This is a genomic window from Rhodococcus sp. H29-C3 (assembly GCF_030063405.1).
Classification (GTDB): domain Bacteria; phylum Actinomycetota; class Actinomycetes; order Mycobacteriales; family Mycobacteriaceae; genus Rhodococcoides.
In genome coordinates this window covers 1-18,856 of sequence record NZ_JASITC010000026.1, presented here as the reverse complement: position 1 = coordinate 18,856, position 18,856 = coordinate 1, and the positions used below count along the sequence as shown (strand labels likewise).

The 18,856-nt window shown below is 60.7% G+C and carries 8 protein-coding genes; 4 read left to right on the top strand and 4 right to left on the bottom strand.

Going from position 1 to position 18,856, the window contains the following annotated elements; genetic code table 11:
• The first annotated feature begins 137 nt into the window (after positions 1–137).
• Positions 138–1,622 (top strand): amidase, encoded by a 1,485-nt coding sequence (locus tag QMK32_RS24180; protein WP_283478064.1) that lies wholly within the window; start codon positions 138–140, stop codon positions 1,620–1,622.
• A 56-nt stretch (positions 1,623–1,678) separates the two neighbouring features.
• Here QMK32_RS24180 and QMK32_RS24175 read toward each other — a convergent pair whose 3' ends face one another.
• Positions 1,679–2,134, bottom strand: coding sequence for a tellurite resistance TerB family protein (locus QMK32_RS24175; RefSeq protein ID WP_084345139.1), 456 nt, complete (start codon positions 2,132–2,134; stop codon positions 1,679–1,681).
• A gap of 102 nt (positions 2,135–2,236) precedes the next feature.
• Positions 2,237–2,569 carry a hypothetical protein gene (locus QMK32_RS24170; protein ID WP_283478063.1) on the bottom strand — a complete coding sequence of 111 codons (333 nt, stop codon included), beginning with the start codon at positions 2,567–2,569 and terminating at the stop codon, positions 2,237–2,239.
• 178 nt (positions 2,570–2,747) lie between these two features.
• Here QMK32_RS24170 and QMK32_RS24165 point away from each other — a divergent pair, with 178 nt between their 5' ends.
• The 3 genes from QMK32_RS24165 to pabB all read left to right on the top strand — a co-directional run bounded on the left by QMK32_RS24165 (position 2,748) and on the right by pabB (position 5,878).
• Positions 2,748–3,086, top strand: coding sequence for an RNA polymerase-binding protein RbpA (locus QMK32_RS24165; RefSeq protein ID WP_084345141.1), 339 nt, complete (start codon positions 2,748–2,750; stop codon positions 3,084–3,086).
• A 395-nt stretch (positions 3,087–3,481) separates the two neighbouring features.
• Positions 3,482–3,814, top strand: a complete 333-nt coding sequence (locus tag QMK32_RS24160) for a chorismate mutase (RefSeq protein ID WP_283478065.1) — start codon at positions 3,482–3,484, stop codon at positions 3,812–3,814.
• Between the two features lie 9 nt (positions 3,815–3,823).
• Positions 3,824–5,878: an aminodeoxychorismate synthase component I gene (gene pabB, locus QMK32_RS24155; RefSeq protein ID WP_283478061.1), complete on the top strand. Its 2,055-nt coding sequence runs from the start codon at positions 3,824–3,826 to the stop codon at positions 5,876–5,878.
• Positions 5,879–5,906: 28 nt separating this feature from the next.
• Here pabB and QMK32_RS24150 read toward each other — a convergent pair whose 3' ends face one another.
• Positions 5,907–6,533, bottom strand: coding sequence for a DUF8020 domain-containing protein (locus QMK32_RS24150; RefSeq protein ID WP_283478059.1), 627 nt, complete (start codon positions 6,531–6,533; stop codon positions 5,907–5,909).
• A gap of 72 nt (positions 6,534–6,605) precedes the next feature.
• The coding region (locus QMK32_RS24145; RefSeq protein ID WP_502943756.1) for an amino acid adenylation domain-containing protein at positions 6,606–18,856 on the bottom strand (12,251 nt) is incomplete at its 5' end.

Sequence of the window (18,856 nt, the reverse complement as noted above, 5' to 3'; positions counted from 1 at the left end):
TCACCGGAATGGTGCCTCTCGAACTCGCTGGATTGTTACCTTCGCAAGTTCAATCTTCCCAGTTCAGGGCACCATTCCTCTGAACTGACACTCGGTCGAGCTCAATTCGCGTGAAAGCCCGAGGTTAACATCTGCGGATGAAGCTCGGCGAATACATGTCCATGGATGCCGTGTCGTTGGCTGAGGCAGTCGGCAACCGGCAGGTCACTGCGCGCGAACTACTCGATCTCGCACGTGAGCGAGCAGCCGAGGTGAACGGCAGGCTGAACGCGATCGTGTCGACGTTGGACGCGGCGGACGCGCGGGCCGACGACGCGTCGCTCGGCGGACCCCTCGCTGGTGTGCCGTTTCTGATCAAGGATCTTCTCCAGGAGTACAAGGGATATCCGACGTCGTACGGTTCGCGATCCTTGGCTCAGCACGTCGCTACCGATCACGCCCTCGTGACACAACGGTTTCTCGACGCAGGGCTGGTGATCTTCGGGAAGACCAACACCCCGGAGTTGGGCGCGAAGGGTGTCACCGAACCGGACTATTGGGGAGCCGCCCGCAACCCGTGGAATCTCTCTCGCACGCCCGGCGGCTCTTCGGGTGGATCCGGCGCGGCCGTGGCGGCTGGGATTGTTCCTGCAGCCGGAGCCAACGACGGTGGCGGTTCGATTCGGATCCCCGCGGCGTGCAACGGTCTCGTCGGCCTCAAGCTCAGTCGAGGGCTTTCCCCTTACGGTCCGCAGACCGGGGAGATCATGTTCGGAATGGTGACGCAGGGCGTGGTCAGCAGAACTGTGCGCGACAGCGCTGTCCTGTACGACGCAATTGTCGGCCCTGATCCGAACTCGCACTACGAAGCTGCATTTCCCTCTCGACCATTCTCTAAGGATCTCGGCCGACCCCCAGCCCCGCTCCGGATAGGTTGGTCCTCGTCCTCGGCGGTCAATCCGGAACCGCATCGTGAGGCTGTAGAGGCGGTGGAGCGTACCGCCGAACTGCTCGTCGGCTTGGGGCACCACGTCGAGCAGGTAACGCCGCCCTATGACGACTGGGCGCTCTCGCGCGATTTCCTGACGATCTGGTTCGCTCAGGTGCACGCGCAGATTGCGGATATCAAAAGACGTACCGGCGCAAGCGATTCCGATTTCGAGGCTGACACTGTGGCAATTGCCGAGTTCGGTCGTTCGAGTGGTTCGCTGGCCCCGATCGAGGCGTTGGAACGAACGACGTCGCATATCCGTTCGCTCAGCACTTTTCACGAGCGTTTCGACTACCTGTTGACACCGACATTGGCCACTCCCCCTCTGCGAGTAGGCGCCACCTCCACCTCGTCGATGTTGCAGCGAACCGCTCGCCTGGTCAGCAAGGTTCGCGGTGGAAAACTCATGGCACTCAGCGGAGTGCTGGACGACGTCATCGAGGACAGCCTCGGGTGGGTCCCCTATACCCAGTTGGCCAATCTCACCGGCCGCCCCGCGATCAGCGTTCCTCTGCACTGGACCGAGGACGGGCTGCCAATGGGTGTGCAGTTCGTCGGGCGACTGGGATCCGATGGCGAACTACTTCGGCTCGCGGCTCAGCTCGAGGAAGCGCAACCGTGGATTCAGCGATTCCCGGCCCCAGCCGAGTGAACTCGTGACTGCGTAACCCGCGGTACCGAGATCGGTCGGTACCGCGGGTAAGTGAGTCAGAGTTCGAACTCGGCCGGATCTATACCGACGGCGAAGCACGCGTTGCGCACGGCGTTCTTCTCATGGTCATCGAACAGTCCGTCTGCGCCACCGATGATGATACCGATCTGGATGACTGCTCGAGCTTGTTCCGGCTTGGTCTTCAACTTGCCGATGGTCGCAGTGGCTTCCACTTTGCCGAAGTCGAAGTCACCATTCAGCTTGTCGCAATACCAGTCGAACTTCTGTCGCAGTTCGTCGGCAGGGAAGACCTTCAAGGCTTCGTTGCTGGCAATGAGTGATGCTGTCTTCTGCCGTTCGGCCGGATCTATGGTGCCATCCGCTGCGGCGATGAGAGCGCACATCGCCATGCTGCCGTTTGCGAATTCTTTGTTCTTGAACTGGACGGTCTTGGTCTGCAACTGCCCGTTCAGCTCTTGGGCCTTCGATTTGAGTTGGTCCCAGAAAGCCATGGATCTCCTTCGTTCGGCGTCGCGCCGTTCGCGCGATCGACTCCATTGTCCACATCTTGGTCCGAAGTGTCCGAATCGACGAACCAACTGGCCTGGTGAGCCCTATCGCAGCCGTTCGGCGTCTTTTGCTCTGGCCAGGAGTTCGACGCACAGTTGGGCAAGTTCTTCCGCTGACGCACCTTCTTGCACGGCAATCGCGACGTCTTCGGCGGCACATCTGACCTCGAACGTGCGGTCGATCAATGCTGACGCCTCGTCGGCCGACAATACGATGGCATCTGCCGGGATGGATGTGCCCTTGACTGCACTCCGGTGCTCGTATGCCCGCTGCCGGCACGACTGACGGCAATACCGCCTCCGCCGACCCATTCCCGAGTCCGCGACCTCGCGTCCGCACCATGCGCACGCATGAACTCGACGAGACGACACCGGCATGTACAGAGCCTAACGGTGCGGGACGGTAGAATGACCACGGACTGGCGCCGACAGAGACTTCTCGCGTGTCGATACGGGAACGAACGACGCGGTACAGACGTTGACATATTTGTGAGTTGCGTGAGGGCATCACCAGCCCCGTGCAAAATCGCATGCACTATGAGGAGAGGACTTCACAATGGCAGACCGCGTACTACGGGGTAGCCGTCTCGGTGCTGTGAGCTACGAGACCGACCGCGATCATGATCTCGCGCCTCGCCGGGTTGCCCGGTATCGCTGTGACAACGGTGAAGAGTTCGACATCCCGTTCGCCGACGAAGCCGAGATTCCCGGCACTTGGGCGTGCAAGAACGGCCTCGAGGGTTCGCTCCTCGAAGGAACGGCACCGGAGGCCAAAAAGGTAAAGCCTCCGCGTACTCACTGGGACATGCTCCTCGAGCGCCGGTCCGTGGAAGAGCTCGAAGAGCTTCTCAAGGAACGTATGGACCTACTGAAGGTCAAGCGCCGCGGCGCCTGATTTCTTGATGTCGAGTGCACGGGCGCTCGACCGACATGAAGTAACTCTGCTTGCGCCGAACGAATGGAAACATTCGTTCGGCGCATTTTTTTGTCACGCTTCCTACCGTGGGTTTGTTTTCGAGAAGCACGTATTTCGAATCGACGACGAATGAACAATTTCTTCGCGGACGCCGTCCCAACTCCGCCGTGCAATGAAAGTATTGTGCTCTGAGCCATACTGAGTTCTATCGCCACGCGCGGTCGTCAGGACTGCGGACCGTAAGGCATCGTCGGTATGGCGCAGGGGTAACAGCTCGAGGATCACTGTCGATGTATATGTCGACGCGGTAGGTGGAAACGCTGCATTCGAACTCGGACGCGGTATCCACGGCAGAGCGAGAGGGGCGGCATCAGGTGTACGGGGATTCCGAAAATCTTTTGAGCTCTCTGCGCGAGGAATTGGACGCGGTCGATCGCTGTCTTATGGATTCGATTCGTGACCGGATCGATATCTGCGTGCGTGTCGCGGAGGTCAAGCGTGAGTTCGAAATACCGATGATGCAACCGGGCCGCGTCGGGGTCGTTCAGGAAAGAGCCCGCGAATTCGCGCGTAGCAATGATCTGTCGGAGCACTTTCTCACCTCGGTGTACAAGTTGTTGATCGCAGAGGCATGCCGTGTCGAAGACCTCATCATCGACTCGGATTCCCCCACCCAGCGCGCCGCGTCCGACGCGCAGCATCGATAGGTGATGGACATGGCTGTTCGCACGTTGCTCATAGACAATTACGACTCGTTCACCTATAACCTCTGCAGCCTGTTGGCAGAGGTGAACGGCGTGCCACCTGTGGTCGTCAAGAATGACGTGCCCTGGGAGTCCATCGACTTCGGAACCTTCGACAATGTCGTAGTGTCTCCGGGGCCTGGGCGTCCTACGACCGCGCACGATCTCGGAATCAGTGCGCGCGCTATCGAAGAAGGCGAGCTGCCGATACTCGGTGTGTGCCTGGGTCATCAGGCGATATGTCACCTGTTCGGCGGCGTGGTCGATCTTGCACCCACGCCGATGCACGGTCGAATTTCGGAAATTGTCCATACTGGCGACGATCTGTTCGAGGGAATTCCGTCACCGTATTCGGTAGTGCGATATCACTCATTGCTGGCAGTGGAAGTGCCCGACGAACTCGAAGCCTTCGCGTGGACCCATGATGGCTTGGTAATGGCTGTTCGGCACCGCACCAAACCGATCTGGGGAGTGCAATTCCATCCAGAGTCGATCAGTACCGATTACGGTCGCGAACTGCTGGCAAACTTTCGGGATCTCACGGTGGCTCGCAAGCCCCGAGCATCGACCGGCATTCCACGTCGATCTCCGTACTCGATCGAAACTCTCTGCATAGACGGCGAATTCGATACCGAGCGAGCGTTCTCTGCGCTGTTCGCAAGTGGACCCAACAGCTTCTGGCTGGACGGCAGTGCCGCGGTCGAGCCGAATTCACAGTTCACCATCATGGGAGACTGCTCTGGTCCGCTAGCGGAGTACGTCACGTACCGAGTAGCCGAGGGACAGGTCAGAGTTGAAAGCAGTGATGGATCGGTGGAAACCATCGATTCGACCTTCTTCGCGTACCTCGACCGCCAGCTGCGTGATCGTGCAACTCCCCCACTCGAGCACTTACCCTTTGCATTCGGACTCGGCTACGTCGGATATTTAGGCTACGAACTCAAAGCCGACGTCGGTGGACAGCTTGTTCATACCGCACCGACTCCGGACGCCTCGATGGTTTTCGCTGATCGCGCCGTAGTATTCGACCATGTGGGACGGCAGTGCTACGTCATGGCCCTGGTCCGGGATCGAGCGGAGACGGAGACTGCGACGTGGTTCGCATCGGTCGAGCGCGCATTGAGATCACTCGAACACGAGGACAAGCAGGTTCCGGACACACAGGCGCTGATCGCTCCACTTGTTCAGAACGAGTTGCCCCTTCGCCACAACCATGCGAAGTACCTAGACCTGATCGAACAGTGTCTGGCCGAAATCCGGTCGGGAGAGACATACGAAGTGTGCCTTACCAATACCGCGACGTTCCCCGGTCCGATCAACGCGCTCGATACCTATTCCTATCTGCGTGAAATCAACCCCACGCCCTACAGCGCATTTCTGGGCTTCGCTGATCTGTCGGTGTCGAGCGCATCACCGGAGCGGTTCCTGCGTATCGATGCCGAACGAATCGTCGAATCGAAGCCGATCAAGGGGACGCGTCCGCGCGGTGAAAGCCCCGAACAGGACGCCGAACTCCGAGCGGATCTTCTCGACAACGAGAAGGACAAGGCCGAAAACCTGATGATTGTCGACCTTGTCCGCAATGATCTTGCCCGCGTGTGCATCCCGGGCTCGGTGCATGTCCCCAAATTGTTCGACGTCGAAACGTACGCCCCCGTACACCAATTGGTGTCCACAGTGCGAGGTCGACTACGCGAAGATGCCTCTGCCGTCGACTGTGTCAGCGCTGCATTTCCCGGTGGCTCCATGACTGGAGCGCCAAAAATTCGAACGATGGCAATAATCGACAAGCTGGAAGATGGTCCGCGCGGTGTTTATTCGGGAGCAATCGGATACTTGTCGGTGACGGGTACCGCCGACTTCTCGATCGTCATTCGAACCATCGTCTCCACCGAGCACGAGGTCACGTTCGGCGTCGGAGGCGCCATCGTTGCTCTGTCGGACCCGGAAGAGGAGTTCGAAGAAACGATGGTCAAAGCAGTCTCGATGCGGCGGGCGCTGGGCCGCCGGCCTGAGGGACGAAGCTAGCTGTTCCGCCCCTCAGGCGTCGGCTCGGTCAGGGAGTAGCGAAGTACTCGAACACCGCTGGTTGAACCTGTGGATTGGCATTGAGCGTTCCGATGATCGATCCCGCCACCACGCCGATGACAGTTCCGATGATGCACCCGGAAATGAAGTTCGGAAAGATCGAAACGCATCCGATGGCGAATCCGAGTGCAGCGCCCACAGCGGTACCGATTGCGCCACCATTGGTGTAGCCGATGGCGATCTGATTCAGAGCATTATCGAGTGCCGCTTGCTTGGTGACCGGGCCCGCCACGTCGGTCACGAGCGACGCTGCCGGTTGTGGCGTCAGCAACAACTCTCGACTGCCGAGTACGGCGGGCGCTATCGAATACGACGTACCGTTGACGGTGTACGTCAATGGCAAGGCGGCCAGGACGTTACCGGATGCACCGATCACCTGAACTTGCTCAGCAGTTGCGTCGAGACGAAACGCGCCTGAGTCGAGAATTGTACTGACTGCTCCATCCGGTAGAACGGACGTCTGGTAATTCACTGTTTCGTTCGCTGCGACCGGATCGGCAGACGCCGTGCCGCCACCGATCACAATTGTCACCGATGTCGTAACAAGCACCGCAGCAACTGTTGCCGTTACTGACTTGATCCGCTTCACAGGCATCCCCAGACCGTAGTTCGACGAATTGTTCGTTTTGTCTCTGCGATGGTATTCGTTACCACCCGATTCATGTGCTCAATACAGGTTTTCATCGAGATAGCTTTCCAATACTGTGCCGATTTCCGCGAGCACCTGCGGTTCGATCATCTGATTGTGGGCGCAGTCGATCTCATGAATTCGGACTTTTCCGGTCACGAATTCATTCCATTGCGCCGGGTCGCGAGAAACTCCATCGCCGGAGCCCTGTGCTGCGGAGAAGAACAGAACGTTGCCATCGAAGACATCGGGCACGAAGCGGTTCATGATTGTCGTCGAGTTACCGAATCCGTCGTTGATCCGTTCCAGATGCTGCGGAGTCACACCGGTGTTCTGGCCGAAGGATTCGTTCAGAAGTTCAACCGCGCTCTCGTAGGTCAGCGCTCCGTCCGATTCCTGGTTCCCGACATCGAGGCCGAGACCGGCGAGCAACTCCTCGACGCTAAGTCGACCTTCGACCGCCTCGGCGGGTTCGAGGACGTAGCTGTCCAGAATCGTCAACGACTCGACGATGGATCCGTCATGACGGAGTTCGACCGCGACCGCGTGAGCGATGGCGCCGCCGAGTGACCACCCGAGCAGGTTGTACGGACCGACCGGCTGGACTGCGCGGATCTCCTCGACGTAGCGGTGTGCGAGAGCCTGAATCGACTCGAAGGCACCGCCTTCGGAGATACTCGGAAGCTGAAGACCGTACACAGGTCGATCGGCCGCGAGGTGACGAACAATTCCGGAGTAACCCCACGACAGTCCGATGCCGGGGTGAACACAGAACAGGGGTGTTCCACTCCCCTGCCCGCGCAACGGAATCACGACGCCGAAGGCACTGTCCAGAGGAGACGGCTCGCTTTCCGTGGAATCGATTCGGGCGGCGAGCCCAGCCGCGGTCGGGTCGAGGAAAAGGGCCTGCAACGGCACGCGCACACCCGTCGCAGTCTCCAGGGCAGGTACGACGCGTGTTGCCACCAACGACGTACCTCCGAGATCGAAGAAGTTGTCGTCGACACCGATGGTCTCGACTCCGAGAATCTCGGTGAAGACCTCGATGACAGAGGCTTCGGTCGCCGACGACGGCGCCCGATAGGCGACTGTCGCTCCCGTCAATTCCGGTACCGGCAACGCTCGACGGTCCAACTTACCGACGGGAGTCAGCGGAATCTCGTCGAGGACCACGATTGCGGTTGGGACCATGTGCCGCGGAAGCGTTTCACCGACGAACTCGGTCAGCGTGGTCGTAGGGACCGAGCGCCCATCGGCAATCCGAATGTACGACACCAGGACGGTGTCGCCGGACGGCGCGGTATGACCGATGGTCGCCGCGAACACGACGGCGTCGTGCGCGGTGAGAGCGGCGTCGATTTCGCCGAGTTCGATTCGGAACCCACGAACCTTGACTTGGAAATCGCTGCGCCCGACGAATTCGATCGTGTGGTCGACAGTCCACCGAACCACGTCTCCCGTGCGATACATCCGTTCGCCCGGTTCACCGAACGGATCTGCAACGAACCGTTCCGACGTCAAGGCGAAACGAGAAAGGTAGCCGCGAGCAGTTCCAGGTCCGGCAATGTAGAGCTCTCCTGCCACTCCCGCCGGAACTGGACGCAGGCGTGCGTCGAGGACCAGGTAACGGAAGCCGATGGCGGGCTGTCCCACATCGATGACCTGACCGGGGACGAGTGGCCCACCCACGCTTGCTTGGATGGAAGTCTCGGTCGGTCCGTAACCGTTGAACATTTTTCTGCCGGGTGCCCACCGAGCGATGAGTTCGGACGTACACGCCTCTCCGCCGACTGCGAGAACGCCGACGTCGGTAAGCCGGTCGCCGTCGATGGAGGACAGCGCAGCCGGGGTGAGAAAAGCATGCGTGACGCCGGACTGCTCGAGCAGATCTGCAAGATCGTCACCGCCGAAGATCCCGGGCGGAGCGATGACGACAGTGGCTCCCACACCGAAGGCCATCATGAGTTCGTAGATCGAGGCATCGAAGCTCGGGGACGCGATATGGGAGACCCGCGACTTCATAGTCGGATGGAACCGGTGCGTGACCTCCTTTTCCAGATTGGCCAGACCACGGTGCCGCACGGCAACGCCTTTGGGTCGTCCTGTCGAGCCCGAGGTGTAGATCAGGTAGGCAGGATGATCGAGCTGCAGGGTAGACGTCCTATCGGCGTCGGTGACCTCCTCGGTCGGATAACGCTGTGCATCATCGACGATATCGGGATCGTCGATGACGAGCCACGGGATAGTGTCGGGAAGTTGGTCACGGTATTCGGCGACAGTGATACCGATCGGTGCTTTCGAGTCGGTCAGCATATGAGCGATGCGATCGGAAGGATAGTTCGGATCTACCGGTAGGAAGGCCGCACCGGATTTGGTCACCGCCCACATCGACACGACCGATTCGATCGATCTCGGTAGGGCAAGCGCGACGAACGACTCGGGGCCCAGGCCGAAGTCGATCAACATGCGCGCGATACGCGTCGACAGGTCGTCCAGGTCTCGGTACGAGAGGCTGGTATCCCGAAATTCCAACGCGATACCGTCCGGATTCAGCGATGCCTCTGTCGTGAGCATCTGCGGCCAGGTCTGCTCCTGCACACCGTCATCACCGCGTGCCGGAGCAAACTTTTCGCGCTCCTCGGGCTCGAGTACGTCCACGTCACCGATCGGTGACGTGGGGTCGAGGGTGACCGAATCCAGTATCCGAACGAAGCGATCGGCGAAGGACTCGACCGTGGCGGGATCGAACAGCGATGTCGCAAAGTCGAATGCAGCTTCGATTCCCGCCGGCTGCCCGGACTCGTCGAATGTCTCCGAAAGCAGCAACTGCAAGTCCTGTTTCGCGACAGGAACATCGAAGTCGAATCCTTCGACGGTCAGCGAGGGTAGTTCGAGCCGTGCCTTGGTGTTGTTCTGGAATGACAACGCGACCTGAGACAACGGTGAGTACGCCGTCGACCGTGCCGGATTCAGTACTTCGACGACGCGCTCGAACGGGATCTCGGTGTGGCCGAAAGCTTCGAGATCGGCATCGACCACACGACCGAGCAGCGACTCGAACGATTCGGCGCCATCGACGACAGTCCGAAGTACGAGAGTATTGACGAACATGCCGATCAAGTCGTCGAGTGCCGCTTCACCTCTGCCTGCCACCGGAGTGGTGATAGCGATATCCTCTGTTCCGCTGAGGCGGGCGAGGGTCGCGGCAAACGCACCGTGCACGACCATGAACATAGTGGCGTTCCGCTCGCGGACGAATTCCGTTATGCGCCGATGCACGTCCTTGTCGATGGAGAACACGACGCGTCCACCGCAGAAGTCCTGCAAGTTCGGCCGTGGACGATCCGTCGGCAGCGGAAGCAGGTCGGGCACTCCCTGGAGTGCGGTGCGCCAGAAATCCAATTGTCCGCTGGCGATGCTGGCAGAGTCCTTCTCGTCTCCGAGTAGTTCGCGCTGCCAGAGCGTGTAGTCCGCGTACTGCACGGGCAACGGTGCCCATGCGGGCGCACTCGAGGCAGTCCGAGCCGAGTAGGCGATCATCACATCGCGGGCGAGCGGGGCCATCGAGGCTCCATCGGCCGCGATGTGGTGCACCACGACGGCAAGGACGTGCGTGGGTTCGACCGAGGACTCGATTCGGTACAGCGCAAGACGAATCGGGATCTCGGTAGTGACGTCGAATCCGGTCCCGGCGATAGTGCCGATGGCATCACGAAGGTCGCCATCGGCAATGGACACCACCGAAACAGCAGGAACGACGTCTTCGGTCCGGTGGATCCGTTGTTCGGGCATGACACCGTCGGACGGGAACGTCGTCCGCAGGGATTCGTGCCGTTCGAGCAGGTCCGCGACGGCCAGTTCGAGTGCGTCGAGGTCGAGTTGTCCGGTCAAGCGCACCACCAGCGGCACGTTGTACGCGGGCGAGCTCGGATCGAACGTGTTGATGAACCACATGCGCTGTTGTGCCAGCGACAGCGGGATCCGCTCGGGGCGAACGACAGCGCGTAGGGCGGGGCGGTCACCCGAGGACGAGGACGTACCGATGGCCGCAGCCAATCCTGCGACTGTGGGCGTTTCGAAGATTGCGCGAACTCCCAGTCCCGCACCGCTCGCGGCATTGATGCGCGCGATCACTCGGGTGGCCGACAAGGAGTCTCCACCTAGATCGAAGAAGCTGTCGAGCGCACCGACGCGGTCGATCCCGAGAGTCTCCTCGAAGACGGTCGCAACAGTGGTTTCTTGAGCGTTCCGCGGCGCTATATATGCGTTTGTGTCCGAACCGAATTCGGGTTCGGGCAAAGCACGGCGGTCCAATTTTCCGACCGGTGTCAGCGGTATCTCGGCAAGCTGCACGAAAAGTGACGGCACCATGTGACCGGGAAGGCTCGCCGACGCATGTGCCGTCAGTTCCGCGGTGTCGATCTCCGCAGAACGGTCAGCGGACCGGACATAAGCAACCAGAACTGTTGCACCCGAGGGCGATTCGGATCCTACGGTCGCAACGAAGTCAACGGCTGGGTGGGTGGAGAGCACGGCGTCGATCTCGCCGAGCTCGATGCGGAACCCGCGCACCTTGACCTGGAAATCGCTGCGCCCGATGTATTCGACGGTGCGCTCGGGCGTCCATCGAACGACGTCCCCGGTGCGGTACATACGAGCGCCGGCCATCCCGAACGGGTTCGCGACGAAGCGTTCGGAAGTCAACGCTCCTCGTGCGTGGTAACCACGTGCCAGGCCTGCGCCTGCAAGGTACAACTCACCAGGCACGCCGACAGGAACGGGCTGCATCCGGGTGTCGAGCACGACTTCGTACACCGCGCGGATGGGACCGCCAATAGTCAGCGCGGAATCAGCGTCCAGCGGGTCGCTGATGTTCGACATGATGGTGGTCTCGGTCGGGCCGTAACCGTTGAACAAATTACGGCCGGGTGCCCAGGTTGCGACCAGCTCAGCGGGAACCGCCTCGCCTCCGACGGCCACGTACTGGAACGAGTCGAGGCCGGCAGGATCGACCGAAGCGAGAACTGCCGGGGTGATGAATCCGTGAGTAACTTTCTCGGACGCGAGAATGTTCGTGAGCTCTTCGCCACCGTAGACCGTCGGCGGGACGATGACCATTGTCGCGCCCATTCCGAACGCCAGTAGGTACTCGAGCACCGAGGCATCGAAGCTCGGTGACGAAACATGCAAAGTCCTCGATTGTGGGGTGATCTCGTATCGCTCGGACTGCTCGGCTGCAAAATTGTCGAGACCTGTATGCGTTACGACAACACCCTTGGGTAGGCCGGTCGAACCGGATGTGTAGATCGCGTAAGCGACGCTGTCGAGCTGGATTCCGTGGACTCGCTCGTCCTCGCGAAGAGGTGACACCGCGTACTCGTCGAGTTCGGTCGCTATCTGTGCATCGTCGAGAACGGTCCAGCCACCGCCCCCGGCAAGCGTCTCGGGGAGGCCGGGCACATTGGCCCGCATCGTCAGACCGAACTGTGCACCCGAGTCACTGACCATGTGGTCGATACGATCTCGTGGGTACCCGGGATCCACGGGGACGAATGCGGCACCTGTCTTGGCGACCGCCCACACGGAGACGACCGATTCGATCGACCGAAAAAGACCGAGTGCTACGAACGATTCTGCGGACACGCCGCGTGCCAGGAGCAGTCTGGCCAGTCGCGTGGACTGCCGATCCAGTTCACCGTATGTCATTGTCCTGTCGGCGAATCGAAGTGCGATGTGGTCGGGATCGAGTGCGGCTGCCTGCTCGAAAATGTGTGGCAACAGTCTCTTCGAGCCGCCTTCTGCGCCGACGACCGGAGCCAAGGAAGCGTGTTCGATGTCGTCGAGCAAGCGAACCCGCGCCAACGGGCTGCGATCGTCGGTGAGTACGGCATAGAGCACCCGCTCGACGCGAGCAACGATGCGATCGATCTGTTCGGCGGTGAAGAGATCGGGCAGATATTTCGCCTTCAAGTGAAGGCGATCATCGACCGACGCAACAAGAGTCAGCGGATAGTGCGCGGCGTCCGAACCCAGGACGTCGGCCACCTTCATTCCCGCGATATCGGTCTCTTTCGACAAACCGGCGCGGTCGACCGGATAGGACTCGAAGACGGTAAGGGTGTCGAACGAAACGCCCGGGCCTGCAGCGCGCTGAATATCGGTCAGACCCAGGTAGTGATGGTCCAGCAATGCTGCCTGTTCCACCTGCACACGATCGATGAGGTCACCGATCGGTTCGGCTGGGTCGAGCGTGATCCGCACGGGCAACGTGTTGATGAACAGGCCGATCATCGACTCGATTCCGTTGACTTCCGGCGGCCTGCCGGACACTGTGGCGCCGAAGACGACGTCGCTACGACCGGTCAGTGCGGCAAGTACCACGCCCCAGGCGCTCTGGACGATGGTATTGAGCGTCGATCCGTGCTGTGCCGAGAAGTCTCGCAGCGCCGCAGTGGTCTCCAGTGACAACGATCGAGACCTCTCCACCGAAGTCGTCGAGAGATGACGGCCACGATCTGCATCGGCGAGAAGCGTGGGTTCCTCGACGCCTGCCAGAGCACGCGTCCATTCTGCAGTGGACAGCGAAGAGTCGCGGGTGTGCATCCACGCCAGGTAGTCACGATACGCGGGCACGCGAGGCAACATCGTATCGTCGCCCGCAGTGGCGTAGAGCGTCAGCAGTTCCTTGATCAGCAGAGGTGTCGACCATCCGTCGAGCAGGATGTGGTGGTTGGTCATCAACAGACGCCACTCCCCCTCTGCCTTGGTGATCAACGTAAATCGAAGCAGCGGAGCATGATCGAGTGCGAATCGCGTGGCGCGGTCGGTTTCGAGAACACGGTCGAGAGCGGCGTCGCTATCGGTTTCGCCGCGCAGATCGACGTGGCTCCATGGAACCCGAATCCCCGTTTGAACAACCTGCACGGATTCGCCGTCTGCATTGTGTACGAACGCTGTTCGAAGATTGGCGTGGCGATCGAGCAAGGTCTGCGCCGCAGCCTTCATTCGAGCGATGTCCACGATGCCGCGGAGCTCCAACCCGAGTTGCACCATGTAGGCGTCGACACCGATGTCGACGCTCTGGTCGACCTCGCCGGCCAACCGCGCGTGGAACAACAGGCCGGCCTGCAACGGCGACATCGACCAGACATCGTCGAGAGCAGGAAAGCGTGCCTCGAGCTCGGTGATGGCCGGCTGATCGATATCGACCAAATCCAGATCCGACGGCGTGAAGCCACCCGCATTCGACGTCGTTGCGTGCGTCGTCAACGCGGTCAGCGCCGCAACCCACAGTTCGATCAGTCGGTCCACCTCGTGCGAGGCCAGAACACCGGCCGGATAGGCGAAAGTGGCATCCAGAACGGGGCCAGTCGATGTCGCGTTCGTGACGGCGTTGATGTCCAGAACAGCTGGAACCGGCATGTTCGGGTTCTGTGCGTCGCCCAACGTTGTGTCCGACACCGGAATCCATCCGACATCCTGCAGGTTCTCCGAAGAACCGGTGGCGAAGCGCCCCAGGTAGTTGAAGCTGACCTGTGGACGGGGGAACCCGCCCAGGACAGTTCTTCCTTCCTCGGTCAAATACCGCAGCATGCCGTAGCCGATGCCATGATCCGGTATCGCCAGCAGCTGTTCCTTCACCGATTTGATGGCATCGCCGGCCGCGGGGCCTCCTTCGAGGACCTCGTCGAGATCGATTCCGGTCAGACCCAGCCGCACCGGGAAGATAGAGGTGAACCAACCGACGGTACGTCCGAGATCTGCACCCGGCACGACGCCGTCTTCACGACCATGGCCCTCCAAAGTGACAAGGGCATTGTCCGCAGTCGAGCCCTGCTCACGTCGCCAGGCAGTTAGTGCCACAGCGAGACCGGTCAGCAGTCCGTCGTTGACGCTGCCATGGAATATCTCCGGGAGTGTCGTCAGAAGATGTTCGGTGACAGTCGTCGGCAACGACACTCTGATGCGTTCGACGGTGGCGTCGACGTCCACGGCCGGATCCAGGACCCGTGAACCGATGACCTCGTCGGCTCCGGCGAGCATGCCCTGCCATAGCGGCAACTCGTCCGTACGCGTCTCGGCGACCTCGGCGAGGCCTGTTGCCCATCGACGCATCGAAGTTCCGGTCTCGGGCAGTGTGGGTTCGGTACCGGCCACTGCGTGCGCCCAAGCCGAAGCCAGGTCAGGCACGAGGATGCGCCAGGACACCCCGTCGATCACCAGGTGATGCGCGACGATGAGAAGACGACCACGGCCCGAGCCGTCGGCGAACCAGACCAGCTGAATCATTCGACCGACCGTCGGATCGAGACGATCTGCGGCAGAGTCCAATTCGAGCGCGGCTAAGGTGGAGAACTCTGATCCTTCGATCGAGTCGACGTCGACCCTGTGGATGATCGACGAAGCCTCTACCGACCCGACCGGCTCCACCGTTTCCGACCAGACACCGTCATCGTTCCGGTACAGGCGCGCACGGAGCATGTCGTGGGTGTCCAGCACGGTCTGAACAGTGGTGTGGAGAATCTCCCGCTCGATCTGCGTGGGCAGTTGCAGCAGCGCAGTCTGGGTGTATCGACCGAACTCTTCGCTGCGCTCGAGCATCCACTGCACGACGGGGGTCAGCGGAAGGTCGCCGACTCCACCACCCGGCAACTCCTCGAGGACCACAACTTCGGAGTCCTCGGCGCGGCGAGCTACCTCGGCCAGTGCCGCAACGCTCTTGCGCTCGAACACGTCTCGCGGAGCGATGACCAACCCTGCTGCCTTGGCGCGCGAGACCAGCTGGATCGACATGATGCTGTCGCCACCGAGCGCGAAGAACGAGTCGTCCACTCCGACTGCATCCAGTCCGAGAACCTCGGCGAACAACGATGCAAGGCTTTCTTCGATCGGCGTCGCAGGGGCCCGGCTCAATGTGACACTCGAGGCGAAGTCCGGTGCCGGCAGAGCTCGGCGATCGAGTTTTCCGTTGGCCGTCAACGGAAGCGCGTCGAGGACGATGACTGCTGCGGGCACCATGTACGACGTCAGCGTCCCGCTGACGAATTCCAGAATCGACGAAGTGTCCACGGTCCGGCCCGCTTCCGGCACGACATAGCCGACAAGACGATCGCCTGCCCCGTCGTCGCGAACCGAGACCACCGATTGAGCGACGCCGTCGTAGTTGGACATCGCAGCCTCGATCTCACCGAGTTCGATTCGGAATCCATGTAGCTGGATCTGCATGTCACTACGGCCGAGGTACTCGAGTTGGCCGGCACGGTTCCACCGAGCGGTGTCACCGGTGCGATACATCCGAGTTCCGGCGCTGCTGTCGGGGTCCGCGACGAAGCGCGTCGACGTCAGAGCTGTTCGACCGAGGTATCCGCGTGAAAGTTGTGCACCGGACACATACATTTCGCCGGTGACGCCAGGAGGAACCAGACCCAAGCGTCGATCACGCACGGACACAGTCAATCCGGGGATAGCCTGCCCGATGACGCTTGCGGACGCAGAGGCGGCGAACTCCTCGTCGAGCGGCAGATAACTGACATGCACGGTGGTTTCGGTGATTCCGTACATATTCACCAGAGCGGGTGAATCCTCGGCATGTCGGTCATACCAACGACCGAGTTGCCCGAGATCGAGTGCTTCGCCGCCGAAGATCACGTAGCGCAACGCCAGTGCATCGGAATCGGCAGGCGCCGTACGGTCTGCCTCGGCGAATTGGTAGAACGCCGTCGGTGTCTGATTGAGCACGGTGACCTGTTCGGCAGCCAGTAACTCACGGAACAGCTCCGGCGAGCGCGCAGTGTAGTAGTCGACGACGACCAGTTTGCCTCCGTACAGCAACGGCCCCCAGAGCTCCCACACCGAGAAGTCGAAAGCGTAGGAGTGGAACATCGTCCACACATCGGATTCGTCGAAGCCGAACTTACCGACGGTGTTCTGGAAGAGCGTCGCGACGGTCGCATGCGTAACTTGAACGCCCTTGGGGCGGCCGGTGCTCCCCGATGTATAGATGACGTACGCGACCGAATCCGGCCTGGCGTCGCCGACACGCTCGTTCGAAGTCAACGGTTCCGGTGACAGCGAATCTACAGTCGCAACGGTTGCCGTGTCGTCGATCAGCACTGTTGCGAGAGCGTCGGTGGGAACCGATTCCACGTCCCGAGTCGTCGAGACGACACAGACGGGCTGAGCATCGTCGAGCATGAATGCCAGTCGGTCTGCCGGATAGGTGACGTCGACGGGGAGATACCCGCCGCCGGCCTTGAGTACCGCCAGCAGTACGACGATCAACTCAGCAGTCCGCGGCATAGCAACTGCTACAAGCTTTTCCGGGCCTACCCCGATCGAGACCAGGTGGCGAGCGAGCTGGTTCGCGCGAGAATCGAGTTGTGCATAGGAATATCCGGCTTCACCGTCGACGACGGCCGTGGAGTCGGGGAAGCGTCGAACAGCAGCCTCGAAGCGAGCGGTCAGGGTCTCGCTCGACGGCAGTGTTCCTGGGTGATTCCAGTCGGACCGCATCGCAGCCGTCTCGGCGGGGTCCACGATCTCGATCTCACCGATCGTAACGGTCGAGTCTGCGGTCACAGCATCGACGATTGCGACGAATCTGTCAGTGAACTTCTGCACCGAGTCCTCGTCGAACAGGTCGACGGCATAGGTCAGTGCACCCGACATCCCTGAGGGAGAACCTGATTCGTCGAAACGCTCCGACATCGTCAACTGCAGGTCGAACTTTGCGACTCCAGCATCGAATTCGAGAGCCGTGACGCTGAGATCGGGCAATTCGAGGTATGCGCTCTGGTTGTTCTGGAACTCGAGTAGGACCTGGAACAGTGGTGAGTGATCGGTGGAGCGTGTCGGTGCCAGGGCGTCGACGAGTCGCTCGAATGGGATGTCGGTGTTGTCGAAGGCAGCGAGATCTGCAGCGCGGGTATCAGCGAGAAGTTCGGTGAAACTCGCGTGCGGGGAGACCTCTGTCCGCAGAACGAGAGTCCCGACGAACATGCCCACGAGGTTGTCCAAGCCCGCTTCACCGCGCCCGGCGATGGGAGTACCGACAGTGATGTCCTCGGTACCACTGAGACGAGCCATGAGGATGGACCACGCTGCATGTACGACCATGAAAACCGTCGAGCGAGTCTCACGTGCGAGTCCGATCAGGCGATCATGAGTTGCTGCATCGATGTCGAATGCGACCGAAGCACCTCTGTTGGATTGCCGGTTCGGGCGTGGATGATCGATCGGCAACGGCAACACATCCGGCACATCCGCCAACGCCTGAGACCAAAACGCCAACTGACGCGACAGCACAGACTCCGGATCATCCTCACTACCGAGAACCTCACGCTGCCACAACGTGTAATCGACATACTGCACCGCCAACGGCTCCCACAACGGATCCTGGCCAGCAACCCGAGCGCTGTACGCCACCATCACATCAGCAGCAAGCGGCGCCATCGACGCACCATCAGCAGCAATATGATGCACCACAATCGCCAACACGAACTCACCTACACCGACCCGATACAACGACGCCCGAAACGGCACATCCACCGTCACATCGAACCCCGCACCCGCATCGGCAAGAATCCGCTCCTGCAACCCATCCGCATCGAGCTCCACAACCGCCAACTCCACCACCACATCGGCAACAGACCCGATCAACTGACACGGCAACTCACCCTCCACCGGGAAAGTAGTCCGCAACGACTCATGACGAGCCAACACATCCCCCACCGCAGCCTCGAGTGCAGCCACATCGAGAGCACCCGACAACCGCACCGCAAGCGGAATATTGTACGCAGGCGAAGACGTATCGAACTGATTGATGAACCACATCCGACGCTGCGCCTGCGACAACGGAATCACCGACGGACGCTCCACCACACCCAACACAGGACGCGAACTCTCGACGACGCTATCTGTTGTGCGAGTAGAAAGCGTTGCAACGGTGGGTGATTCGAACAACATGCGAACACTGATATTCGAGCCGAGTGCAGCATTGACGCGCGCCGTCACTCGAGTGGCACTGAGCGAATCGCCACCGAGATCGAAGAAATTGTCATCGACGCCGATAGCTTCGACACTGAGCACTTCTGCGAACACCCGCGCGATGGCTACTTCCGTCTCGTTGTGTGGTGCACGCCCGCTGCCGATGCTGGGCAACTCTGGCGTGGGTAGTGCTCGTCGATCCAACTTGCCCGCCGGAGTCAACGGAATCGACTCCAACACCACGAACGCCGACGGAACCATATGCCCCGGCAACACCGACACCACCCGATCACGCACCACATCGA